Origin of the sequence: Streptomyces sp. enrichment culture (genome assembly GCF_964272855.1) — a bacterium.
Lineage (GTDB): Bacteria > Actinomycetota > Actinomycetes > Streptomycetales > Streptomycetaceae > Streptomyces.
Window position 1 is genome coordinate 6,104,999 of sequence record NZ_OZ186847.1, and the last position, 22,762, is coordinate 6,127,760.

General features: G+C 71.1%; 17 protein-coding genes. 7 read left to right on the forward strand and 10 right to left on the reverse strand.

What is annotated here, in order from left to right; all coding sequences use genetic code 11:
- Nucleotides 1-4: 4 nt before the first annotated feature.
- The 5 genes from ACSU6L_RS26980 to ACSU6L_RS27000 all read left to right on the forward strand — a co-directional run bounded on the left by ACSU6L_RS26980 (nucleotide 5) and on the right by ACSU6L_RS27000 (nucleotide 10,209).
- Complete coding sequence (locus ACSU6L_RS26980; protein ID WP_437060847.1) at nucleotides 5-919, forward strand: sugar ABC transporter permease; 915 nt, start codon at nucleotides 5-7, stop codon at nucleotides 917-919.
- A 152-nt stretch (nucleotides 920-1,071) separates the two neighbouring features.
- Complete coding sequence (locus ACSU6L_RS26985; RefSeq protein WP_437060849.1) at nucleotides 1,072-2,754, forward strand: glycoside hydrolase family 13 protein; 1,683 nt, start codon at nucleotides 1,072-1,074, stop codon at nucleotides 2,752-2,754.
- A gap of 135 nt (nucleotides 2,755-2,889) precedes the next feature.
- Complete coding sequence (locus tag ACSU6L_RS26990; protein ID WP_437060851.1) at nucleotides 2,890-4,269, forward strand: alpha-amylase; 1,380 nt, start codon at nucleotides 2,890-2,892, stop codon at nucleotides 4,267-4,269.
- A 133-nt stretch (nucleotides 4,270-4,402) separates the two neighbouring features.
- Entirely contained in the window at nucleotides 4,403-9,802 is a 5,400-nt protein-coding gene (gene pulA, locus ACSU6L_RS26995; protein ID WP_437060853.1) for a pullulanase-type alpha-1,6-glucosidase, read from the forward strand.
- Nucleotides 9,803-9,852: 50 nt separating this feature from the next.
- Nucleotides 9,853-10,209 carry a 5-carboxymethyl-2-hydroxymuconate Delta-isomerase gene (locus tag ACSU6L_RS27000; RefSeq protein WP_437060855.1) on the forward strand — a complete coding sequence of 119 codons (357 nt, stop codon included), beginning with the start codon at nucleotides 9,853-9,855 and terminating at the stop codon, nucleotides 10,207-10,209.
- Nucleotides 10,210-10,219: 10 nt separating this feature from the next.
- On the opposite strand, the gene ACSU6L_RS27005 is transcribed toward ACSU6L_RS27000, so the two are convergent.
- The 4 genes from ACSU6L_RS27005 to ACSU6L_RS27020 form a co-directional block, all read right to left on the reverse strand.
- Nucleotides 10,220-10,909, reverse strand: coding sequence for a TetR/AcrR family transcriptional regulator (locus tag ACSU6L_RS27005; protein ID WP_437060857.1), 690 nt, complete (start codon nucleotides 10,907-10,909; stop codon nucleotides 10,220-10,222).
- A 66-nt stretch (nucleotides 10,910-10,975) separates the two neighbouring features.
- Nucleotides 10,976-12,016 (reverse strand): PDR/VanB family oxidoreductase, encoded by a 1,041-nt coding sequence (locus ACSU6L_RS27010; protein ID WP_437060859.1) that lies wholly within the window; start codon nucleotides 12,014-12,016, stop codon nucleotides 10,976-10,978.
- Nucleotides 12,016-12,954, reverse strand: coding sequence for a metal-dependent hydrolase (locus tag ACSU6L_RS27015; RefSeq protein ID WP_437060861.1), 939 nt, complete (start codon nucleotides 12,952-12,954; stop codon nucleotides 12,016-12,018). The genes ACSU6L_RS27010 and ACSU6L_RS27015 overlap by 1 nt, the downstream gene beginning before the upstream one ends.
- Nucleotides 12,955-13,034: 80 nt before the next feature.
- Nucleotides 13,035-14,969: a hypothetical protein gene (locus ACSU6L_RS27020; protein WP_437060863.1), complete on the reverse strand. Its 1,935-nt coding sequence runs from the start codon at nucleotides 14,967-14,969 to the stop codon at nucleotides 13,035-13,037.
- A 145-nt stretch (nucleotides 14,970-15,114) separates the two neighbouring features.
- On the opposite strand from ACSU6L_RS27020, the gene ACSU6L_RS27025 reads away from it, so the two are divergent.
- Nucleotides 15,115-15,528 carry a hypothetical protein gene (locus ACSU6L_RS27025; protein WP_437060865.1) on the forward strand — a complete coding sequence of 138 codons (414 nt, stop codon included), beginning with the start codon at nucleotides 15,115-15,117 and terminating at the stop codon, nucleotides 15,526-15,528.
- Between the two features lie 101 nt (nucleotides 15,529-15,629).
- Here the strand turns inward: ACSU6L_RS27025 and ACSU6L_RS27030 are convergent, their stop codons facing one another.
- The 5 genes from ACSU6L_RS27030 to ACSU6L_RS27050 all read right to left on the reverse strand — a co-directional run bounded on the left by ACSU6L_RS27030 (nucleotide 15,630) and on the right by ACSU6L_RS27050 (nucleotide 21,065).
- On the reverse strand, nucleotides 15,630-17,210 hold the full coding sequence (locus ACSU6L_RS27030; protein WP_437060867.1) for a DUF1996 domain-containing protein: 1,581 nt from the start codon (nucleotides 17,208-17,210) through the stop codon (nucleotides 15,630-15,632).
- 118 nt (nucleotides 17,211-17,328) lie between these two features.
- On the reverse strand, nucleotides 17,329-18,342 hold the full coding sequence (locus tag ACSU6L_RS27035; protein WP_437060869.1) for an NAD-dependent epimerase/dehydratase family protein: 1,014 nt from the start codon (nucleotides 18,340-18,342) through the stop codon (nucleotides 17,329-17,331).
- A 58-nt stretch (nucleotides 18,343-18,400) separates the two neighbouring features.
- Nucleotides 18,401-18,973: a winged helix-turn-helix domain-containing protein gene (locus ACSU6L_RS27040; RefSeq protein WP_437060870.1), complete on the reverse strand. Its 573-nt coding sequence runs from the start codon at nucleotides 18,971-18,973 to the stop codon at nucleotides 18,401-18,403.
- A gap of 337 nt (nucleotides 18,974-19,310) precedes the next feature.
- Entirely contained in the window at nucleotides 19,311-20,342 is a 1,032-nt protein-coding gene (gene glnII / locus ACSU6L_RS27045) for a glutamine synthetase (protein ID WP_437060872.1), read from the reverse strand.
- Nucleotides 20,343-20,615: 273 nt separating this feature from the next.
- Nucleotides 20,616-21,065: a MarR family transcriptional regulator gene (locus tag ACSU6L_RS27050; RefSeq protein ID WP_437060874.1), complete on the reverse strand. Its 450-nt coding sequence runs from the start codon at nucleotides 21,063-21,065 to the stop codon at nucleotides 20,616-20,618.
- Nucleotides 21,066-21,146: 81 nt separating this feature from the next.
- On the opposite strand from ACSU6L_RS27050, the gene ACSU6L_RS27055 reads away from it, so the two are divergent.
- Nucleotides 21,147-22,004 (forward strand): alpha/beta fold hydrolase, encoded by an 858-nt coding sequence (locus ACSU6L_RS27055; protein WP_437060876.1) that lies wholly within the window; start codon nucleotides 21,147-21,149, stop codon nucleotides 22,002-22,004.
- 3 nt (nucleotides 22,005-22,007) lie between these two features.
- On the opposite strand, the gene ACSU6L_RS27060 is transcribed toward ACSU6L_RS27055, so the two are convergent.
- Nucleotides 22,008-22,703, reverse strand: a complete 696-nt coding sequence (locus tag ACSU6L_RS27060; protein ID WP_073942976.1) for a hypothetical protein — start codon at nucleotides 22,701-22,703, stop codon at nucleotides 22,008-22,010.
- Nucleotides 22,704-22,762: the final 59 nt, after the last annotated feature.

The window sequence follows — 22,762 nt, forward strand, 5'->3', positions numbered from 1 at the left end:
CCCCATGAGCACCACGACCGTCACCAAGTCCGCCACCGCGGACCAGGCCTTTGCCGGCTCCGCCCCCACGCCCGCCAAGGTGCGCCGGCGCAGTGAGCGCAGCCTCGCCGCGACCCTCGTCTCCCACGGCCTGCTCACGATCGCGAGCCTGATCGCCCTCTTCCCGATCGTCTGGCTGGTCTTCCTGTCCCTCGGCCCGGACAAGGACGACTATCTGCACCCCGGGCGCATCTGGTCGACGATGACCCTGGACAACTACAGCTTCGTGCTCCAGGAGACGAACTTCTTCGACTGGCTGAAGAGCTCGCTGATCGTCTCGCTCGGCACCACCGTCATCGGCGTGATGATCGCGGCCACCACCGGCTACGCGGTGTCCCGCATGCGTTTCCCCGGCTACAAGAAGTTCATGTGGGTGCTGCTGTGCACCCAGATGTTCCCGATCGCCGTGCTGATCGTGCCGATGTACCAGATCCTGTCGGAGCTGCAGCTCATCGACACCTACCTCGGCCTGATCCTCGTCTACTGCTCCACCGCGGTCCCGTACTGCGCCTGGCTGCTCAAGGGATACTTCGACACCATCCCCTTCGAGATCGACGAGGCCGGCCGCGTCGACGGGCTCTCCCCGTTCGGCACCTTCCTGCGGCTGATCCTGCCGCTGGCCCGGCCGGGCCTGGCGGTGGCCGCGTTCTACAGCTTCATCACCGCCTTCGGCGAGGTCGCCTTCGCCACCACGTTCCTGCTCGACGACGAGAAGTACACCTTCGCCGTCGGTCTGCAGAGCTTCGTCAGCGAGCACGACGCCCAGCGCAACCTGATGGCCGCGACCGCGGTGCTCATCGCGATACCGGTGTCCGCGTTCTTCTACCTCGTGCAGAAGAACCTGGTGACCGGACTCACCGCGGGCGGCACCAAGGGCTGACGCCCGTCCCTCACGACTCCCGCGCCCTGTCCGCGCGGGTGGCGGCCGCGGTGCCCATCCGACCCCGCTGTCACCGCGGCCGCCTCGTCACCCCACCCCGCCGCCGTACCCACGCCTCCATGACCTCGAATCGGTTACACATCAAGGACGCCATGAGCCAGCACACTGTTGACCCGGCACCGGACTCCGCCGTCGCCACCGTCGCCAAGCGCCGCGACTGGTGGCGGGAGGCGGTGATCTACCAGGTCTATCCGCGCAGCTTCGCCGACAGCAACGGCGACGGCATGGGCGACCTGGAAGGCGTACGCTCCCGACTCCCGTACCTGCGCGACCTCGGCGTGGACGCCGTGTGGCTCAGCCCCTTCTACGCCTCCCCGCAGGCCGACGCCGGCTACGACGTCGCCGACTACCGCGCCGTCGACCCCATGTTCGGCAACCTCCTGGACGCCGACGCGCTGATCCGCGACGCCCACGAGCTGGGCCTGCGGATCATCGTCGACCTGGTGCCCAACCACTCCTCCGACCAGCACGAGTGGTTCAAGCGCGCCGTCGCCGAGGGCCCCGGCTCCCCGCTGCGCGAGCGCTACCACTTCCGCCCCGGCAAGGGCGTCAGCGGCGAACTGCCGCCCAACGACTGGGAGTCCATCTTCGGCGGCCCCGCCTGGACCCGGGTCACCGAGCCCGACGGCACCCCCGGCGAGTGGTACCTGCACCTGTTCGCCCCCGAGCAGCCCGACTTCAACTGGGACCACCCGGCGGTCGGCGACGAGTTCCGCTCCATCCTGCGCTTCTGGCTCGACATGGGCGTCGACGGCTTCCGCATCGACGTCGCGCACGGCCTGGTGAAGGCCGAGGGCCTGCCGGACCTGGGATCCCACGACCAGCTGAAGCTGCTGGGCAACGATGTCATGCCGTTCTTCGACCAGGACGGCGTGCACGAGATCTACCGCCAGTGGCGGCACGTGCTCGACGAGTACGCCGGTGAACGCATCTTCGTCGCCGAGGCCTGGACGCCGACCGTGGAGCGCACCGCCAACTACGTGCGCCCCGACGAGCTGCACCAGGCGTTCAACTTCCAGTACCTCGGCACCGAATGGGACGCCGAGGAGCTGCGCACGGTCATCGACCGCACACTGGAGGCGATGCGCCCCGTCAACGCCCCCGCGACCTGGGTGCTGTCCAACCACGACGTCACCCGGCACGCCACCCGCTTCGCCAACCCGCCCGGCCTCGGCACCCAGATCCGCACCGCCGGCGACCGCGAGCTGGGCCTGAGGCGGGCCCGCGCGGCGACGCTGCTGATGCTGGCGCTGCCCGGCTCGGCCTACGTCTACCAGGGCGAGGAGCTGGGCCTGCCGGACGTCGTCGACCTGCCCGACGAGGTGCGCCAGGACCCGGCATACTTCCGCGGCGAGGGCCAGGACGGCTTCCGCGACGGCTGCCGGGTGCCGATCCCGTGGACCCGCGGCGGCCCGTCGTACGGCTTCGGCAGCGGCGGCAGCTGGCTGCCCCAGCCGGCGGAGTGGGCCGAGCTGAGCGTGGAGGCGCAAGCGGGCGTGCCCGGCTCCACCCTGGAGCTGTACCGCTCCGCGCTGGCCGTCCGCCGCTCGCAGCCGGACCTCGGTGCGGGCGACGAAGTCGAGTGGCTGAAGGCGCCCGAGGGCGTGCTGGCGCTGCGGCGCGGGGAGTTCGTCTGTGTCGCCAACACCGGCGCCGAATCGGTGACGACCCCGGCGTACGGGCGGCTGCTGCTCGCGAGCGGTGAGGTGCTGGAGGCCGACGGCGAGGTGAAGGTGCCCGCCGACACCACGGTGTGGTTCAGCACGGCCGGGTAACTTCTTGCAGTAACTTCACACGGCCCGCTGCCCTTTTGGACAGCGGGCCTTTAACATCTGGCCACCGCAAGGTTTCTGAAAGATTTCAGCAAGTCCCTTCAGTGACACTGCCCTTCAACGGTGAAGGAACCCCACATGGCCAGAAGCAGAGCCCTTTCGGGCGCCCTGGTGCTCGCCGCCTCGGCGGCGTTCCTCGCGCCCGCCACCACCGCCGAGGCCGCCCCGCCCGGCACCAAGGACGTCACCGCCGTCCTCTTCGAGTGGAACTTCGCCTCGGTGGCGAAGGAGTGCACCACCCGCCTCGGTCCCGCCGGCTACGGCTACGTGCAGGTCTCCCCGCCTGCCGAGCACATAGCCGGGTCCCAGTGGTGGACGTCCTACCAGCCCGTCAGCTACAAGATCGCCGGACGGCTCGGCGACCGCACGGCCTTCAAGAACATGGTCGACACCTGCCACTCGGCCGGAGTGAAGGTCGTCGTCGACACCGTCATCAACCACATGTCGGCCGGCAACGGCACCGGCACCGGCGGCTCGTCGTACACGAAGTACGCCTACCCCGGGCTGTACTCGTCGTACGACTTCGACGACTGCACCGCCCAGATCAGCAACTACCAGGACCGCTGGCACGTCCAGCACTGCGAGCTCGTCGGCCTCGCCGACCTCGACACCGGCGAGAACTACGTGCGCGGCGCCATCGCCGGGTACATGAACGACCTGCTGTCGCTGGGCGTGGACGGCTTCCGCATCGACGCCGCCAAGCACATCGACACCGCCGACCTGGCGAACATCAAGTCCCGGCTGACCAACCCCTCCGTCTACTGGAAGCAGGAGGTCATCTACGGCAGCGGAGAGGCCGTCCAGCCGGGCGAGTACACCGGCAACGGCGACGTCCAGGAGTTCCGCTACGCCTACGACCTCAAGCGGGTCTTCAACAACGAGAACCTCGCCTACCTCAAGAACTACGGCGAGGGCTGGGGCTACCTGAACAACGCGTCCGCCGGGGTCTTCGTCGACAACCACGACACCGAGCGCAACGGCTCCACACTGAACTACAAGGACGGCGCCAACTACACCCTGGCCAACGTCTTCATGCTCGCCTGGCCGTACGGCGCGCCCGACATCAACTCCGGCTACGAGTTCACCGACCACGACGCAGGCCCGCCGAACGGCGGCCGGGTCGACGCCTGCTGGCAGAACGGCTGGAAGTGCCAGCACGCCTGGCCGGAGATCCAGAGCATGGTCGCCTTCCGCAACGCCACGCGCGGTACGGCGGTCACCAACTGGTGGGACAACGGCGGCGACGCGATCGCCTTCGGCCGGGGCAGCAAGGGCTACGTGGCCATCAACCACGAGACGTCCTCGCTGACCCGCACCTACCAGACCTCGCTGCCCGCGGGGACGTACTGCAACGTGCAGAACAACACCCCGGTGTCGGTGAACTCCAGCGGCCAGTTCACGGCCACCCTCGGGGCGAACACCGCCCTCGCCCTCTACGCGGGCAAGTCCAGCTGCTGACACGGCGGACGGGCAAGGGTCGTGAAATGCCTTTCCGTTACTTTCACGACCCTTGCTGCAAGTGTTGCTCCGGGGATACCGTCGCGCCCGGGGTCGGACCCGAATGAGCCGTAATCGCAAGGAGTTCACGCCTGTGATACCGAGATGGCCGGCGCCTGGGACGCGCCGCACCGTGCACAGCAGACGGGTGGCGGCCGTCACCGTCGCCGCGCTCGCCGCGGCGCTGGTCCAGCCGCTCGCCGCCCACGCCGCGCCGCCGCCCCCGCCGTCGGACGCGGCGCTGGCCAAGGCGCCCGCCCGGCACGACCTGACCCGCGAGCAGTTCTACTTCGTCCTGCCGGACCGTTTCGCCAACGGCGACACCGGCAACGACAAGGGCGGGCTCGCCGGCACCCGCCTCACCACCGGGTACGACCCCACCGACAAGGGCTTCTACCAGGGCGGAGACCTCAAGGGCCTGACGAAGAGGCTCGACTACATCAAGGGCCTCGGCACCACCGCCATCTGGCTCGCCCCCATCTTCAAGAACCAGCCCGTGCAGGGCGAGGGCGCGAACGCCTCGGCCGGCTACCACGGCTACTGGATCACCGACTTCACCCAGGTCGACCCGCACTTCGGCACCAACGAGGACCTGGAGACCCTCATCTCCAAGGCGCACGCCAAGGGCATGAAGGTCTTCTTCGACGTCATCACCAACCACACCGCCGACGTCGTCGACTACGAGGAGAAGTCCTACGACTACCTCTCCAAGGGCGCCTTCCCGTACCTGACGAAGGACGGCGAGCCCTTCGACGACGCGGACTACGCGGACGGCGAGCGCGACTTCCCCGCCGTCGACTCCGGTTCCTTCCCGCGCACCCCGGTCGTCGCCGAGGGCAAGAAGGACGTGAAGGTCCCGTCCTGGCTCAACGACCCGACGATGTACCACAACCGCGGCGACTCCACCTGGGCCGGCGAGTCCGCCACCTACGGTGACTTCGTCGGCCTGGACGACCTGTGGACCGAGCGTCCCGAGGTCGTCGAGGGCATGGAGAAGATCTACCAGCGCTGGGTCAGGGACTTCGACATCGACGGCTTCCGGATCGACACCGTGAAGCACGTCAACACCGAGTTCTGGACGCAGTGGGCGACCGCCCTGGACGCCTACGCGGCGAAGAAGGGCCGCGACGACTTCTTCATGTTCGGCGAGGTCTACTCCGCCGACACGAACGTCACCGCCCCCTACGTCACCGAGGGCCGCCTCGACTCCACCCTCGACTTCCCCTTCCAGGACGCGGCCCGCGCCTACGCCTCCCAGGGTGGCAGCGCGAAGAAGCTGGCGTCGGTCTTCGGCGACGACTACAAGTACACGACCGACAAGGCCAACGCGTACGAGCAGGTCACCTTCCTCGGCAACCACGACATGGGCCGCTTCGGGACCTTCCTCAAGCAGGACGACCCGGACGCGAGCGACGCCGAGCTGCTGAAGAAGGCCTCCCTCGCCAACGAGCTGATGTTCCTCAACCGGGGCAACCCGGTGATCTACTACGGCGACGAGCAGGGCTTCACCGGCGCGGGCGGCGACAAGGACGCCCGCCAGACGATGTTCGCCTCGAAGGTCGCCGACTACCTCGACGACGACCAGCTCGGCACCGACCGCACCCACGCCGACGACGCGTACGACCCGAGAGCGCCGCTCTACCGGCAGATCAGTGCTCTCGCGAAGCTCCGCAAGGCCCACCCGGCCCTCGCCGACGGCGTCCAGACCGAGCGCTACGCCGCCGACGGCCCCGGCGTCTACGCCGTCTCCCGCACCGACGCGAAGACCGGCACCGAGTACGTCGTCGCCTTCAACAACGCGGGCGAGGCGAAGACCGCGACCTTCACGACCGGCTCCGCGGACACGGCCTTCGACGGGATCTACGGAACCGAGGGGTCCGTGAAGTCCGGCGCCGACCGCAAGCTCACCGTCACCGTCCCCGCCGGATCCGCCGTCGTCCTCAAGGCCGCCGGCAGGCTTCCCGCCCCCGCCACCGAGCCGGCGCTCACCCTGAAGGCCCCGGCCACCGGAGCCACCGGCACCGTCGAGATCACGGCCGACGTCGACGGCGGGCAGCTCAACCGGGTCGTCTTCGCCGCGCAGACCGGCAACGGCAAGTGGCGGACCCTGGGCTCCGCCGACCACGCCCCGTACAAGGTCACCCACACCATCGGCGAGGACGTGCCCGCCGGCACCGCCCTGCGCTACAAGGCCGTGGTGATCGACTCCAAGGGCCGCACGGCGAGCGCCACCGCCGCGTCCGCCACCGGCACGCCGCCCGCCGAGGAAGTCCCCACCGCCTCCTCCCGCGACTACGCGATCGTGCACTACAAGCGCGAGGACGGGAACTACGCCGACTGGGGCCTGTACGCCTGGGGCGACCTCGCCGACGGCGAGGCCACCGAGTGGCCGGACAGCCACCCGTTCACCGGCCGTGACGCCTACGGCGCCTTCGCCTACGTCAAGCTGAAGCCGGGCGCCTCGAGCGTGGGCTTCCTGGTCATCGACGAGCAGGGCGGCAAGGACGTCTCCGCCGACCGCACGATCGACGTCACGAAGACCGGCGAGATCTGGATCGAGCAGGGCAAGGAGGCCGTCCGGACCGAACGGCCCGAGTACCCGGAGCAGGACAAGAGCAAGGCCGTCCTGCACTACCACCGCGCCGACGGCGACTACGACGGCTGGGGACTGCACGTCTGGACGGGTGCCGCGAACCCCACCGACTGGTCGAAACCCCTCGAGCCGGTGAAGACTGATGCCTATGGCGCGGTCTTCGAGGTGCCGCTCACCGAGGGTGCCACCAGCCTCAGCTACATCATCCACAAGGGCGACGAGAAGGACCTGTCCACCGACCAGTCGCTCGACCTCAAGGCGAACGGCCACGAGGTGTGGCTGTTGAACGGCCAGGAGAAGTACCTGCTGCCGCAGCCCGCGGGCTCCGCGGCCGCCGTCGACCCGACCACCGCCAAGGCGGTCTGGATCGATCGGGACACCCTCGTCTGGAACGGCTCCGACGCGGCCGCCTCCACCCAGCTGCTGTACTCCCGCACCGGCTCCATCAAGGCCGAGAAGGGCGTGCTGACCAGCACCGACGAGCGCCGGCTGCGGCTCAGCAGGACGTCTCTCACCGACGCGCAGAAGGCGAAGTTCCCGCACCTGAAGAGCCACACCGCCTGGTCCGTCGACCCGCGCGACCGCGACCGGGTTCGCGAGGCCCTGCGCGGCCAGCTCGTCGCCGCCCAGTACGCCGCCAACGGGGCCGTTCTGTCGGCGACCGGCGTGCAGATCGCCGGAGTGCTCGACGACCTCTACGACGCGACCAGGGCGGACCTCGGTCCCACCTTCCGCGACGGCCGCCCCACCCTCGCGGTGTGGGCACCCACCGCCCAGAGCGTGTCCCTGGAGCTGGACGGCTCCCTCAAGCCGATGCGCCGTGACGCCGCCACCGGCGTCTGGTCCGTCACCGGCTCGAAGTCCTGGAAGGGCAAGCCGTACCGGTACGTGGTGAAGGTCTGGGCGCCCAGCGTCCGCGAGGTCGTCACCAACAAGGTCACCGACCCGTACTCGGTCGCCCTCACCACCGACTCGAAGCGGAGCCTCGTCGTCGACCTCGCCGACAGGTCCCTCGCGCCGAGCGGCTGGAACGGGCTGAAGAAGCCGAAGGCCGTGCCGCTGAAGGACGCCCAGATCCAGGAGCTGCACATCCGCGACTTCTCCGTGGCGGACAGGACGGCGAAGGACCGGGGCACCTACCTCGCCTTCACCGACAAGGACAGCGACGGCAGCAGGCACCTGCGCGAGCTCGCCGAGGCCGGCACCGCCTACGTCCACCTCCTGCCGGCGTTCGACATCGCCACCATCCCCGAGAAGAAGTCCGAGCAGGCGACCGTCGACTGCGACCTGGCCTCCTACCCGGCCGACTCCGACAAGCAGCAGGAGTGCGTGGCGAAGGCGGCCGCGAAGGACGCCTACAACTGGGGGTACGACCCGTACCACTACACGGTCCCCGAGGGCTCCTACGCCACCGACCCGGAGGGCACCGCCCGCACGGTCGAGTTCCGCGAGATGGTGAAGGCGCTCAACGAGGACGGCCTGCGGGTCGTCATGGACGTCGTCTACAACCACACCGCCGCGAGCGGCCAGGCCGACACCAGCGTCCTGGACCGGATCGTCCCCGGCTACTACCAGCGCCTGCTCGCCGACGGCTCGGTCGCCAACAGCACCTGCTGCGCCAACACGGCCACCGAGAACGCCATGATGGGCAAGCTGGTCGTGGACTCGGTCGTCACCTGGGCCAAGGAGTACAAGGTCGACGGCTTCCGCTTCGACCTCATGGGCCACCACCCGAAGGAGAACATCCTCGCCGTCCGCAAGGCCCTCGACGCCCTGACCCCGGAGAAGGACGGCGTCGACGGCAAGCAGATCATCCTGTACGGCGAGGGCTGGAACTTCGGCGAGATCGCCGACGACGCCCGCTTCGTCCAGGCCACGCAGAAGAACATGGCCGGCACCGGCATCGCCACCTTCTCCGACCGGGCCCGTGACGCGGTGCGCGGCGGCGGCCCCTTCGACGCCGACCCCGGCGTCCAGGGCTTCGCCTCCGGCCTGTACACCGAGCCCAACCCGAACGCCGAGAACGGCACCGAGGCCGAGCAGAGGGCCCGGCTGCTGCACTACCAGGACCTGATCAAGGTCGGCCTGACCGGCAACCTCGCCGGCTACCGCTTCACCGACACGCGCGGCGAGCGGGTCAAGGGCTCCGAGGTCGACTACAACGGTGCGCCCGCCGGATACGCGGCGGCCCCGGGCGACGCCCTCGCCTACGCCGACGCGCACGACAACGAGACGCTCTTCGACGCCCTCGCGTTCAAGCTGCCGTCGTCGGTGAGCGCCGCCGACCGGGCGCGGATGCAGGTACTCGCCATGGCGACGGCCACCCTCTCGCAGGGCCCGGCCCTCTCCCAGGCGGGAACCGACCTGCTGCGCTCGAAGTCCCTGGACCGCAACTCCTACGACAGCGGCGACTGGTTCAACGCGATCCACTGGAACTGCGCCGACGGCAACGGCTTCGGCCGCGGCCTGCCCCCGGCCGCCGACAACCAGGCGAAGTGGCCGTACGCCAAGGCCCTGCTGACCAAGATCCAGGTCGGCTGCCCGCAGATCGAGGGCGCCTCGGCCGCGTACCGGGACCTGCTGAGGATCCGTACGACGGAGAAGGCGTTCTCCCTCGACACGGCCGCGCAGGTGCAGTCCGCGCTGTCCTTCCCGCTGTCCGGCACCGAGGAGACGCCCGGCGTGATCACCATGAAGCTGGGTGAACTCGTCATCGTGTTCAACGCGACGCCCGAGCGCCAGGAGCAGCGGATCGCCCAGCTCGCCGGTGACGGATACCGGCTGCACCCGGTGCAGGCGTCCGGTTCGGACGCCGTGGTGAAGAAGTCGGCCTACACGGAGGAATCGGGCACGTTCACCGTCCCGGGCCGCACGGTGGCGGTCTTCACCCGGGCCGGCTGACGGACGCTGCGGTTAGGGTGCTCCTGTCCGGACCCAGAACAGGAGCACCCATGCCGCAGATCACCGTCGACTACTCCGAGCAGCTGGCGGAGGACTTCGATCGGCCGGGGTTCGCCACGGCGCTGCACGCCACCGTGGTGGAGATCGCGGCGGCCAAGCCCCCGGCCTGCAAGACCCAGTTCCGCCGTACCGAGCACACCACGGTCGGCCCCGACACCGAGGGGCACGCCGTCGTGCACGTCATGATCGGCCTGCTGGCGGGGCGTACCGAGGAGACCAAGGCGAAGCTCACCGAGGCCGTCCTGGAACTCCTGCGGGACCACATCAAGCCGGCCGCGGGCCTGGCCCTGCACGCCTCGGCGGAGGTCCGTGAACTGGACCCGTCGTACCGGAAGTTCGAGAGCTAGGAGACACCCCCTAGGACGCCAGCGAGATCAGCCGGGTCACCAGGTCGCTGAACGGGCCGTCGGCGGGCTCGTCGGCGAGGACGCGGCGGACCAGGGCGCCCATCTCGTCGTCGAAGGCCGCGCTGACGGCCATCAGCGCGGCGAAGTCGTGCACGAGCTGCGTCTGCAGCTCCTCGCGCGGGATGCGCCGCCCGTCCAGCCAGATCAGCGCCGTCGACTCGGCGAGGGAGATCCAGGAGCGCACCACCAGCTCCAGCCGGGCCGGCGGCTCCGGCACCCGCAGATGCGCGATGATCTGCTCGTAGGCGGCCTGCCGTACGGAGTCGATCAGCGCGTTGGTGGTCGACGAGCCGACCGCCGGGCCGCCGCGCATCAGCGCCGAGAAACCGGGCCCGTGCTCCTCGACGAAGTCGAAGAACCGCCCCATCACCCGCAGCAGCCGCGCGCCCAGCGGCCCTTCGGCCGGTTCCACGAACCGGCCCGCCAGATCCTCCGCCGCGCGCTTCAACGCGGCCTCGTACAGGCTGAGTTTGCCGGGGAAGTAGTGGTAGACCAGGGGGCGCGAGATGCCCGCCGCCGACGCGATCTCGTCGATGGACACCTCGTCGGGAGAACGGCGGCTGAACAGTTCGAGGGCGACGCCGATCAACTGCTGCCGCCGCTCCTCGACTCCCATTCTGCGGCGAACCCCGGTAGTCATACGAACACCTTACCGATCGAATCCAGCCTCGAACGGTCTGGATCGGTCGCCGGCGTTCATCTGGCTTCACATGTCGAGCACGATTCGCTCGCTGCGCGCCCGCGACACACAGATCAGCATCGAGTCGCCACGCTCCGCGTCCGTCAGCAGCTCGTCCCGGTGGTCCACCTCGCCCTCCAGCACCCGCTGTTGGCAGGTGCCGCAGAACCCCTGCGCGCAGGAGTACGCCGTGTTCGGCAGCTCGTCCCGGACGGCGTCCAGCACGCTCCGGTCCGCCGGCACCGTCAACGTCACGCCGCTGCGACGCAGTTCCACCTCGAAGGCGCCCTCGCCGCCCGCCGCCGTACGTGGCGCGAACCGTTCCGTACGGACCCCGGGGAATCGTTCCTCCACAGCCGCCATCAGCCCTTCGGGCCCGCAGCAGTAGACGGCGGCCCCCTCCGGCACGTCCGCGAGCAGCGCGTCCAGGTCCGGCAGCCCGTCCTCGTCCTCCGCGACGACCGTCACCCGGTCGCCGCCGATCTTCACGACCTCCTCCAGGAACGGCATCGACGCCCGCGTCCGCCCGCCGTACAGCAGCCGCCACTCGGTGCCGTCCGGCAGCGCCCGCAGCATCGGCAGGACCGGCGTGATGCCGATGCCGCCCGCCACGAAGACGTACGAGTCCGCCTCGACCAGCGGGAAGCGGTTGCGCGGCCCGCGCACCTCCAGCTCCGTGCCCTCCCGCACCTGCTCGTGCACCTCGCGCGAGCCGCCCCGCCCGTCCGGCACCAGCCGGGTCGCCACCGTGTACGACGAGGTGTCCTCCGGGTCGCCGCACAGCGAGTACTGCCGCACCAGCCCCGACGGCAGCACCAGGTCGAGGTGGGCGCCCGGCGCCCAGCGCGGCAGGTCGTGTCCCTCCAGCCGGAGCTGGACGACCCCGTCGGCGATCTCCTCGTGCGCGGTGACCAGCAGCCGCAGCGCCCGCGACCGGGGCCGCCCGGAGACCGGCTCCTCCAGCGCCGGCATCGGCCACAGCGGCGAGGCCTGGATCCGGCGCCGCAGCGCCCGCCGGGCGAGCAGCGCGGCACCCGCGACCAGGACGACGGTCATCGGCTTCGGCATCAGGCGGCGCTCCTCTTGTCGTCGGCGACGGCGGCGGTGACGGCGGCGTCGGCGGCCACGGCGGCGGGGGAGGAGGCGAGATACGCGATCGCCTGCTCGGTGGAACCCTCCTGCGAGGGGTGGTAGTCGCGGCTCAGATAGCGCGGGACGGACCTGAGCATGTCCCCGGTCGAGGGCAGCAGTCCGTGCCGCCCGCGCACGTGGAAGTCCTTGAAGGTGGCCTTGCCGTCCAGGAGGGTCGGGTCGTTCTCCATGAAGAAGCGGACACCGCGCTGCCACAGGAACACCAGCGCGGTGAACGCGGTGGCCCAGGTGCGGGCCCGGCGCCGGTAGCCGCCGTCGACGTGCATGAACAGCTCGAAGGCGACCGAACGGTGCTCGACCTCCTCCGCTCCGTGCCAGCGCAGCAGGTCCAGCATGGTGGGGTCGGCGCCCCGCCGGTCCAGCTCCTCCGCGTTGAGCACCCAGTCGCCGAGGAACGCGGTGTAGTGCTCGATCGCCGCGATCAGCGCCACCCGCTCCATCAGCCACCAGCGGCGGGCCCGGCCCGGCGGGAGGGTGCGGTCGCCGAGCAGCTTCTCGAAGAGCCAGTCGACCTGGGCGGTGTACGGCGTCGGATCGAGCCCCTGCTCCCGCAAGTGCGGCAGCACCTCGTCATGGGCCTGGGAGTGCATCGCCTCCTGGCCGATGAACCCGATGACGTCCTCGCGCAGCCGCTCGTCGCGTATGTAGGGCAGCACCTGCTTGTAGACGTGCACGAACCAGCGCTCACCGGCCGGCAGCAGCAGGTGCAGCACATTGATCGTGTGCGTGGTGAACGGGTCCCCCGGCACCCAGTGCAGCGGGGTGCCCTCCCAGGAGAACGACACCTTCCGCGCCTTGAGCGGTATCCGCTCGGACTCGACGGGCTCCGGCACCCCGGCCTGCTTGTTAGACATGGCGTCAATGTACTGACGGGTAGGCCGGGGGTGAAGCCCTCTGCGCGAGCTTGTTGACACCGGAGTCAGCGAGGCTGTCCTCAGGGCGTGTCCTGGCGGAGGCCGCTGATCGACCGCCCGCTCTTCAGCGTCCCCTTCAGCTCGGCCCGCGCGCCCTGCTCGGTCCGTACGGTCAGCAGGTTGCCGTTCGCCGATCCGTTCACCCCGCCCGACGCGCTGACCGACGTGGTGTCCCCGCTCCCGGCGGCCAGCAGATACCAGGCGCCGGCCTCGGACTTCCACAGCACCCCGGCCAGCACATGCGGATCCTTCACGCCGCACGCCGGTACGTCGCCGCCCTTCGCCGCGACCGCGCCGTACGCCCCGCCCGGCGTCTGGAACTGGGCCAGCACCTGCTCGCCGCCGCCCCGCCAGGTCTCCGCCCGCGTACACACCCAGGCCGCCGAACCGCTGCCGTCGGGCAGCGGCTGCCGGGCGTACTCCCAGGCGTTCACCGAACGCACGCCCTGCCCGCGGGCCGCCCCCAGCGAACAGGCGAACGGCGCCCAGGTGCGCAGCGCCCGCGCGCCCGCCGCGTCCTCGACCGAGCCCGGACGGCCGCTGGTGAGCCGGGCCGGCATCAGCTCGCCGAGGTCGGCCATCAGCCGGGTGCCGGAACCGTCGGTCACCTGGAGCACGTTCCAGGAGGTGCACGAGCCGGTCCGGGTGACCGGGCTGGCCAGCGGCGAGGTGATCCCGCCGGTCAGGGTCAGCGCCATCGCGCCGGAGCCCGGCTTCGTCAGGTCCCGCTCGGCCGCCGACTTCACCCAGGGGGCCATCAGATAGCGGACGTTGCCGTCGGTGCGGCCCAGCACCAGCGCGCTCGCCTCGGCCCGGGTCGCGCCGTCCGCGCGGGCGAAGTCCAGGGCGGCGCCCGCCGTGCCGTCCTTCGGCTCGGCGTAGCGGGCGATGCGCAGGCCGTCGTAGAGGATCACCACCCGGGCCCGGTCCACCCGCCCCGCGTACAGCAGCTGCGGCGGTCCGGCCGGGCCGCCGGATGGGGTGCCCGGGGTCGCCGAGACCCGGACGTTCTCGCCGGGGCGGGCCCAGACGGCGAGGGTGCGGCGCAGCAGCGCGGTGTCGTCGGTGAGGTCGCCGCGGGCCGGCCACACCGAGAAGTCGCTGCGGGTCGCCGACCGCCAGACCGTGGGCGCCACCTTGGTCAGCCTGGCCGGGTCGAGGGCGGCCTGGGCGGCGGCGTTCAGCGCGTACGGGGGCGCGGCGGCGCCGTCCGGGCCCCAGCCGTCACCGGGCAGCGCGAGCAGCGCCCCGCACACCGCGGCCGCCGCGGCCGCCGCGAGCGCCGCCTTCAGATGCTGGCGGCGGCGCATCAGGTCGGTGGGCCGGGCCTGGAGGGAGCACGGGTCGAACTCGGGGGAGTCCAGCAGCGCGTACCGCGCGGCGACGGTGTCGGCCTCGGCGAGCGCGGCCCGCGGGTCCTCGACCCCGGCGGCCGAGAGGACCGTACGGACGTCGGGGTCGGCCAGCCGCTCCAGGCCGCGCAGCACATGGACGGCACGGGCGGGGGCGGACAGCGCCGACAGCTGCTGGTCCAGGGCGAGTTCGTCGGCGCCACCCGAGCGCGGGAACAGCCGCAGCCCCCACACCTGGGGGAGCAGCGGCGGCAGCTGGGAGCGCTTCGGCCACGCCCTGCGCCGCAGCGGGAGTCCCGCCTCCAGCGCCGAGCGCAGCACCCGCAGGCGCAGCAGCGCGTACCCGGGGTCGCCCTCGCGGCCCGTGGCCTGGGCCGGGATGACCGAGGCCCGGGCACGGCCGCGCGGCAGGGCCCGCTGGGTGAGCGCGTGGGCGGTGAGGACCCGCCGGTTGCGGCCCAGACTCGGGGGCAGCACCAGGTAGGCCAGGCGGACCAGCCGGGGGTAGTGCTCGACGAGCGCGGCCTCGGCACGCTCGACGTCGACCACCGGATCGGCGACGGCCGGGGAGTTCTGACGCTGGGCGAAATCCTGTGACTGCACGTCCGGGAGAACGAGCGGCACGGCGGATGGTCACACCCGTTCGGGGGACCGGCCGGCGATTCGCGTGGGCGATTTGAGCACCCCGGTCCCGGCAGCCGTATCGACCTGAGGCAGCTGCCCGTTCGACGCCCGACCGGAGGAACTGATGAGGCTGATCCGACCGATGCTCGCCGTGGCCGTGGCCGCCCTGGCGCTCGCGGGCTGCGGCTCCGGCGGTGCGCGGGCGGAGGTGCCCGAGACCGCCGCGGGGAGCCTGGAACAGCTGGCAGCGGAGGTGGACTGCGCACCGGACATGCAGACGGACGCCGACGAGATCCGGCAGGCGATCTGCGAGAACGGCGACGGCAAGTTCATCCTCGCCACCTTCGCCACCGACCGCGGCCAGCGCGAGTGGATCAACGGGGCGAAGGACTACGGCGGTCACTACCTGGTCGGCCGCAAGTGGGTGGCCGTCGGCGAGACCGAGGTGGTGACGGCGCTGCGCGGGACGCTCGGCGGGACGCTGGAGGAGGGCAAGGACCACGGAGCCGGCCACGGGGCCTCGCACGCGGGGCACTGACCTGCACCGACCGCCCCGGCACGCGACCGTCCCGGCACGTGACCGGACACGCCGAAGGCCGGCGGTGAGGGGAAGCCCCTCGCCGCCGGCCTTCGCCGGGCTCACGCGCACTTACGGCCGGTGTTGATGCAGTCGACCATCTTGTTCATCAACTGCGGGGAGAAGAAGTTGATGAAGTCGTTGTGGTCGGTGATCGGCTTGTGCAGCTGCTCCGGGAAGGTGTCCACCGCGAACGGGTTCTGGACCACCCCGTTCTCGATGGTCGGGGTCGGAACCTCGTACACCAGCCGCACCTGGAGCTGCGGGATCGCCTTGAAGCCGTTGGCGCAGGAGCCGTCGGCCTGGACGAACGCCACGTGGGTGCGGTGGTTGGCGCTGTCGATGTTCTGGCCGTCCCAGCAGCTCTGGAAGTTGGACAGGCGCACCACGTCACTGCCCTCGGGGCACAGCGGGTACTTGTCCGTCAGCTGCCGGTCCTCGAAGCCGGTGCAGGTCCACGCGGTGTTGGCGTTCGCCAGGCCGTTGACGAAGGCCTTGGCGTCACCGGTGATGATGCGCAGCGCCGGCGGCATCGCGACGACCGGGCCGCGCTTGTTGCCGACGAACTTCAGCTGGGCCACCTTGGGCTGCAGGATGCGGCCGACGTTGCCCTCCGTGCCGCCGCCGGCGGCGTTCTGGTCGAAGTCCTGCGAGCCGTCCTGGAGGCGCAGCACCGGCCAGAAGTACGACGACTTGTCGCCCTGGTTCTGGCAGCTGGTGCCGGCGGCCGCCAGGTCCTCGTCGCTCGCGAAGGCGTCGTTGTTCTGGTTCCCGACGTAGTCGTGCAGGTGGTGGGCGCCGTTGGTGACACCGGGGGCGACGATCACGTTGTCCGTGTTGTGGTTGTCGTTGCCGTTGGTGCCGCATTTCGTGGTGAAGCTGCCCCGCGATCCGGACCGGCCGTTCGCGGCGAGCCCGTTCGGCAGGTTGCGGGAGCCGGGCTGGACGGTGGTGATGTCCTGGAAGTCGGCCGCCACCGGGCCGTTGCCGGCCTGACCGCCGTTGCCCTGCTGCTGGCCGCCGTCGCCCTGCTGGCCGTCGCCGTTCTGGTCTCCGTCGCCGTTCTGGTCCCCGCCGTCCTGGTTCTGGTCCCCGCCGTCCTGCTGCTGACCGTCGCCGTCCTGGCCGTCGTTCTGGCCGTCGCCGTTCTGGCCGTCCGTGGTCTGCGGCTGCTCGGCCGGTGTGCCGGTGCAGCCGGAGAGGGTGTCCAGTTCCTCGGAGGCGCTGCCGCCGGCCCGGTTGATCTCCAGCTGGATGCGGTCGATGATCGCCTTGCGGCGGTCCTTGAGCGGCTGGAGGATCGCGTTCTGGACGTAGCTCGCGTCTCTGGCCTGCGCGTCCCGGGTGGTCGCCAGCCGCTGGTAGGCGTCGGTGATCTGCTGGTCGAGCGTGGCCAGTTCGCCGTCCACCTCGCCCCGCGCCTGGTCCGGTACCTCGGTGAGCTGCTGGCCGACGTCCGGGCAGTCGATGGTGGCGACCTGCGCCGTGGCTGCCTTCGTCCGGTCCGGCCAGCGGTTCTCCTCGTGCGCCGAGGCATAGAAGTTCGCCCAGATCAGCCCGCCCCCACCGAGCGCTAGGGCCGCCGATGCGGCAATGGCCTTGGTGGCCAGCGGCGTACGGCGTTTTCGTGTGTTGCGTCCCATGGAACTCCTCTGACTTCCTTGCGGGGCAGCATCGAGGCGCCCGACAGGAGTGAAGCGGCTCCCCTCCATACGGAACCGGTCCCACGGGTGTTCAAACGTTCCGGAAATTGCCTCTGGTTTACAGCAGTTGACGACTTTCCCGCTGGGCGAGCACCTTCGCCTCCGTCTCCGGATCCAGGCCCTTCTGCGGCCGGTCGGGGCGGAGCGGGGCCACCCCGCCGAGTTCGCGGAGCCAGTTCCAGGTGTCGGCGACGGTCTCCTCGACGGGACGGCAGCGCAGGCCCGCCGCGACCGCCCGCGAGACGTCCGCGCAGTGCAGCGCCTCGTGCAGATCACTGTTCGGCGGCACCCACACCGGCAGCTGGGTCCAGGGCTCGATCCCGGCCTCCAGGATCAACTCGGGGTCGGTCCAGCACAGTTCGGCCGTCCCGCCGGTGACGCGCGCGCAGGCCTCCAGAAGGGTGCCGATGGTGGCGTGGCCCCGCGGGGAGATCAGGTTGTACGGGCCGCTCAGCTCCTGCTCGACGCCCCCGAGGATCCACTCGGCCAGGTCGCGGACGTCCACGTACTGAACGGGCAGGTCCCGGGGGCCCGGCGCCAGCACCGGGCCGCCGCGGGCCGTCCGGGTCAGCCACCACGGCAGCCGGCCCACGTTCTCGTACGGCCCGATGATCAGCCCGGCGCGCACCAGCAGCGTGCGGTCCGCGCCGAAAGCGTCGAGCGCGGCCAGTTCGCCGCCCCGCTTGTCACGCGCGTACTCGGTCTGCTCCGCGTCCGGCTCGGCGCCCTCGACCAACCGCGCCTCCTCGGTGTATCCGGCGGGCGGCGCCCAGTCGTACACCGAGCAGCTGGACACGTACACGTATCGGGCGGCGCGGCCCCGCAGCAGCCGCGCCGCGTCCCGCACCGCGCGGGGCGCCGCCGACCAGGTGTCGACGACGGCGTCCCATTCGCCTTCGGCGAGCGCGGCGAGCCCGTCGGGCGCGGTGCGGTCGCCGTGCAGCGCCCGCGCCCCGTCGGGCGCCGTGTGGCGCCCCCGGTGGAAGACGGTCACCTCCCAGCCGCGTTCCAGGGCCGCGTCCACGACGGCCCGCCCCACGAACTCCGTTCCGCCCAGCACGAGAAGTCTCATGCCGGTGACTCTGCCCGCCGACCGCGCGGCGGGGAAGGGGAATCTGCCGTGGGCAGACTCAGCGACCGGTCGGCGGCGTGTACTTGTAGCCGACCCGGCGCACGGTGCGGATGGTGTCGCGGTGCTCGGCGCCCAGCTTGCGGCGCAGCCGGGCGATGTGCACGTCGACCGTGCGGCCGTCGCCCACGTGCCCGTACCCCCACACCGTGGTGACCAGCTGGTCGCGGGTGTGCACCCGGTGCGGGTTGGCCACCAGGTGGGCGAGGAGTTCGAACTCCAGGTAGGTCAGGTCGAGTTCGTGGCCGTCCACCTGGGCGGTGCGGCGGACGGAGTCGATGCGGATGAGGGGTTCGGCGGCGGCCGCCTCGGGGGCGGGTATGCCGGCGGGCTGCTGGTCCGGCACCGCGACCGGCGCGAACGGCGTCTGCTGGTCGGCCGGGACGAGCACCAGGTACCCGACCATCGGCGGCCGGCCCGGCAGGGCGGGCAGGGTGTGCGGCGGGGCCGGCAGCCAGGTGGCGCCCGGCGGCAGGAAGTCCGTCACGTCGACGACGTCGTCGCGGCCGACGGCTCGCAGCCGGTGCCGGGAGACGGGTGAGGGGGCGGTGGGCAGGGAACGAGTGGTCGCCATGAGAGGTCAGCTCTTTCGCGCGAGGAGTCCGTCGGGAAGGGGACGTACGTCGGCGCGCCGGCCGAAGGCCAGGGTGTGACGGCTTTAGAGGGCCGGCGCGTTCGTCGCGCGGCAACACACCCGGTCGAAGTCGTGGTGCTGACGGGAAGGCCAGAAGGGCTCGAGGTCATGGCGACCCGTCGCGGAGTACTTCTGGAAGCTGGCCATGCCTCCATTCAAGCAGACGCCGCCCATGGTCCGGGACCCTTCTCTCACTGCTTGGACGCTCTCGGCCATGAACGCGTGAGGGGACGCCCGCCGGAAAGGCGGGCGTCCCCTCACGGAGCCGCGATGCGGATCAGACCTGGCCGGCCTTCTCCAGGGCGGAGCAGCAGGTGTCCACCAGCAGGCGGGTCACCACGTACGGGTCGACGTTGGCGTTCGGACGGCGGTCCTCGATGTAGCCCTTGCCGTCCTTCTCGACCTGCCACGGGATGCGGACCGAGGCGCCGCGGTTGGAGACGCCGTAGGAGTACTCGTCCCACGGGGCGGTCTCGTGCAGACCGGTCAGGCGGTCGTCGATGCCCGCGCCGTAGTTCTTGACGTGGTCGAGCGGCTTCGAGCCCTCACCGAGCGACTCGCAGGCGGTGATGATCGCGTCGTAGCCCTCGCGCATCGCCTTGGTGGAGAAGTTGGTGTGCGCGCCGGCGCCGTTCCAGTCGCCCTTGACCGGCTTCGGGTCGAGGGTCGCGGAGATGCCGAAGTCCTCGGCGGTGCGGTAGAGCAGCCAACGGGCCACCCACAGCTGGTCGGAGACCTCCAGCGGGGCGAGCGGGCCGACCTGGAACTCCCACTGGCCCGGCATGACCTCGGCGTTGATGCCGGAGATGCCCAGGCCCGCCTTCAGGCAGTTGTCCAGGTGCTTCTCGACGATGTCGCGGCCGAAGATCTCGTCGGCGCCGACACCGCAGTAGTAGCCGCCCTGCGGGGCGGGGAAGCCGCCCTCGGGGAAGCCGAGCGGGCGGGAGCCGTCGAAGAAGGTGTACTCCTGCTCGATGCCGAAGATCGGCTCCTGCGCGGCGAACTTCTCCGCGACCTCGGCCAGCGCGGCACGGGTGTTGGACTCGTGCGGCGTCATGTCGATGTTCAGGACCTCGCAGAGGACGAGGATGTCGTCGCCGCCGCGGATCGGGTCGGGGCAGGTGAAGACCGGCTTGAGGACACGGTCCGAGGAGTGGCCCTCGGCCTGGTTCGTGGAGGACCCGTCGAAGCCCCAGATCGGCAGTGCGTCCAGACCGGCGGGCTCACCCGCGATGATCTTGGTCTTGGAGCGGAGCTTGGCGGTCGGCTGGGTGCCGTCGATCCAGATGTACTCAGCCTTGAAGGTCACGGGCCACTTCCTTCGGGGGTGTGTCTGACGCACTTGCGGGTGCTGCGGCGCTGCGGCACTGGGGCGCCGCGTTGATGTCCGTGAGCCTGTCAACAGGCGATTTCCCGGTCATTGCTCGTTTGTGAACCCCGTGTTACCTGGGGGTGGTGTGGCGCGACTCACATCGTGAGGGAGCCGTCGGTGCGGGACCTCACCGTTCGCGTTCGCGGACGGTGAGCGGCCAGGCGGCTCGTATGCGATGGGAATACCCCGGCCGGCCGGGGAACCCCGCGCTCAGTCCGCCCCGGCCGCCGCCTCCCGCACCCCTTCCAGGAAGCCGCGGATCGCCGCCCGCTCCCGCTCGTCGTAACCCCGCAGCAGCTCCACGGCATGGGCGATGAGCGGGCCGAAGTGGGCTTGGCCCAGCTCCACCGCCCGCTGCTCGACCTCGACGACCACCTGGCGCCGGTCGCGCCGCCCGCGCACCCGCCGCACATGGCCGGCCCGTTCCAGGCGGTCGACGAGTGCCGTGGTCCCCGCGGAGTTCAGCCCGAGCGCCGCGCCGAGCCTGCCCGCGGTCATCTCCTCGCCGACCCGCGTGGCGTCCATGAGCGCGATCAGGGCGCGGACGTCCGTCGGGTGCATACCGTTCCGGTTCGCGAATCGCGCGCTGTGCAGGCCCAGTTCGACCGTCACCGCCCGCAGCAGATGGACGAGCTCCATCTCCGGTCCCTCACTCGCCATGCCGACGCCCTCCGCCTATCATCTCGCCAGACGTGTATCTCGCTGAGCGAGATAATAACCGTGACGAGGGGGGCGGAGAGCATGTACGACACCGACGGCTTCCGGGCGGCGTACGACAAGGTGATGGCCAAGTGGCCGGCCGAGCGGGAGGCACGCGAGGTGCCCACGCCGTACGGCAGCACGTACGTCAACGTCTGCGGCCCGCGCGACGCGCCCCCGCTGCTTCTGCTGCCCGGCGGCGGGGCCACCTCGGCCTCCTGGTACGCGCAGGCCGCCGACCTGGCCCGCGAGCACCGCGTGCACGCCGTCGACCTGATCGGCGACCCCGGCCGCAGCGTCCCGGCCGGCGACCGTCCCCTCCGTACGGTCGCCGACCTGACGGCCTGGCTGGACGCGCTCCTCGACGGCCTCGGCATCGGCGCGGCGGACGTCGGCGGGCACTCGTACGGGGCGTGGATCGCCCTGCACCACGCCCTGCGTTCGCCGCGGCGGGTGCGCCGTCTGTTCCTCCTGGACCCGACCCAGTGCTTCGCCGGGTACAAGACGGCGTACCTGCTGCACGCCCTGCCGATGCTGCTGCGGCCCTCCGCGCGGAGCGTCCGCGCATTCCTGGAGTGGGAGACCGGGGGAGCACCCCTGGACCCCGACTGGCTCCGCCTCCAGGAGGCGGCCGCCGGCTTCCCTTCCGTGAAGCCGGTGACCGGCCCGCGCCCGACCCCCCGGGCGCTGCGCGGGCTCGACCTGCCGGTCCTGCTGCTCGTGGCCGCGAGCGGCAGGACGCATGACCCGCGCAAGGTGGCGGCCCGGGCGGAAGAGTTGCTGCCGCACGTCGAGACGGTCGTCCTCCCGGACGTCTCCCATCACGCGCTGCCGCACTCCGCACCCCCCGGTACGGGCCGCCGCCTCAGCGGATTCCTGCGTGGATCGTCAGGTTCCTGAGCCTCACCCCACCTTCTCGATCACGGCCCGGCGGATCAGGAACTTGCCGGGCTCCCGGACCTGCTCGAAGGCCGCGTTGTTGAGCAGCACACAGCTGCCGGAGACCGAGGTGACCTCCACCGTCGTGGACTTGTTGTTGTCCAGGTTGGTGACCTTCAGCTTCGTCCCGGCCGGGAACTGGTTGCTGGACGCGGCCGGGGCGCCGCCCTCGCCGGAGAGGGTGACGGTGGAGCCGTTGCACACCTGCTGCCCGGCCGCCTCGGCGGGCGCGGACGGCTGTGCCTCCTCCGCTGGCTCGGAGGGCGCGGCCTCCTCCGCGGGAGCGGAGGGCTGGGCCTCCTCGGCGGGCGCGGACGGGTCGGCGGGCTGCCCGGCCTGGGAGTCCTGAGCCGACCCCCCGACCGCCTCGCCCACCTCGCACCCGGACGCCTCCTGCTTGCGCTGGATCTCGGCGATGACCGCCTCGCGGTTGGCGATCCTCGCCTCCGACTGCGCGTCCGGATTGGCCCGTTGTCCCTCGATGAACCGCTGGTTGTTGCCGAGCGCGGTGGCGAGACCCTGGCAGACGGACGAGTCCTTCGCCGACTGCGCGGCGTTCGACGTGCTCGCCATGACGAAGGCCCCGCCCCCCGCCACCGTCGCCGCGCTCACCAGCAGCGCGATCTTCTTCTTCGTACTGAGCGTTCTCCTACGCGACATGCGCGCCTCCTGAAGAGGTCGGTGGAGCGTACGCCGCTATGTACGAGATCCCGAACGAG

What these genes read in the sequence shown, in the direction of transcription:
- ACSU6L_RS27030 (WP_437060867.1), bottom strand. Translation starts at nt 17,210, where the DNA reads ATGGGACGCAACACACGAAAACGCCGTACGCCGCTGGCCACCAAGGCC.
- ACSU6L_RS27050 (WP_437060874.1), bottom strand. Translation starts at nt 21,065, where the DNA reads ATGGCGAGTGAGGGACCGGAGATGGAGCTCGTCCATCTGCTGCGGGCG.
- ACSU6L_RS27000 (WP_437060855.1), top strand. Translation starts at nt 9,853, where the DNA reads ATGCCGCAGATCACCGTCGACTACTCCGAGCAGCTGGCGGAGGACTTC.
- ACSU6L_RS27040 (WP_437060870.1), bottom strand. Translation starts at nt 18,973, where the DNA reads ATGGCGACCACTCGTTCCCTGCCCACCGCCCCCTCACCCGTCTCCCGG.
- ACSU6L_RS27015 (WP_437060861.1), bottom strand. Translation starts at nt 12,954, where the DNA reads ATGTCTAACAAGCAGGCCGGGGTGCCGGAGCCCGTCGAGTCCGAGCGG.
- ACSU6L_RS26985 (WP_437060849.1), top strand. Translation starts at nt 1,072, where the DNA reads ATGAGCCAGCACACTGTTGACCCGGCACCGGACTCCGCCGTCGCCACC.
- ACSU6L_RS27025 (WP_437060865.1), top strand. Translation starts at nt 15,115, where the DNA reads ATGAGGCTGATCCGACCGATGCTCGCCGTGGCCGTGGCCGCCCTGGCG.
- ACSU6L_RS27005 (WP_437060857.1), bottom strand. Translation starts at nt 10,909, where the DNA reads ATGACTACCGGGGTTCGCCGCAGAATGGGAGTCGAGGAGCGGCGGCAG.
- ACSU6L_RS27035 (WP_437060869.1), bottom strand. Translation starts at nt 18,342, where the DNA reads ATGAGACTTCTCGTGCTGGGCGGAACGGAGTTCGTGGGGCGGGCCGTC.
- ACSU6L_RS27010 (WP_437060859.1), bottom strand. Translation starts at nt 12,016, where the DNA reads ATGCCGAAGCCGATGACCGTCGTCCTGGTCGCGGGTGCCGCGCTGCTC.
- ACSU6L_RS26980 (WP_437060847.1), top strand. Translation starts at nt 5, where the DNA reads ATGAGCACCACGACCGTCACCAAGTCCGCCACCGCGGACCAGGCCTTT.
- ACSU6L_RS26990 (WP_437060851.1), top strand. Translation starts at nt 2,890, where the DNA reads ATGGCCAGAAGCAGAGCCCTTTCGGGCGCCCTGGTGCTCGCCGCCTCG.
- ACSU6L_RS27055 (WP_437060876.1), top strand. Translation starts at nt 21,147, where the DNA reads ATGTACGACACCGACGGCTTCCGGGCGGCGTACGACAAGGTGATGGCC.
- ACSU6L_RS27060 (WP_073942976.1), bottom strand. Translation starts at nt 22,703, where the DNA reads ATGTCGCGTAGGAGAACGCTCAGTACGAAGAAGAAGATCGCGCTGCTG.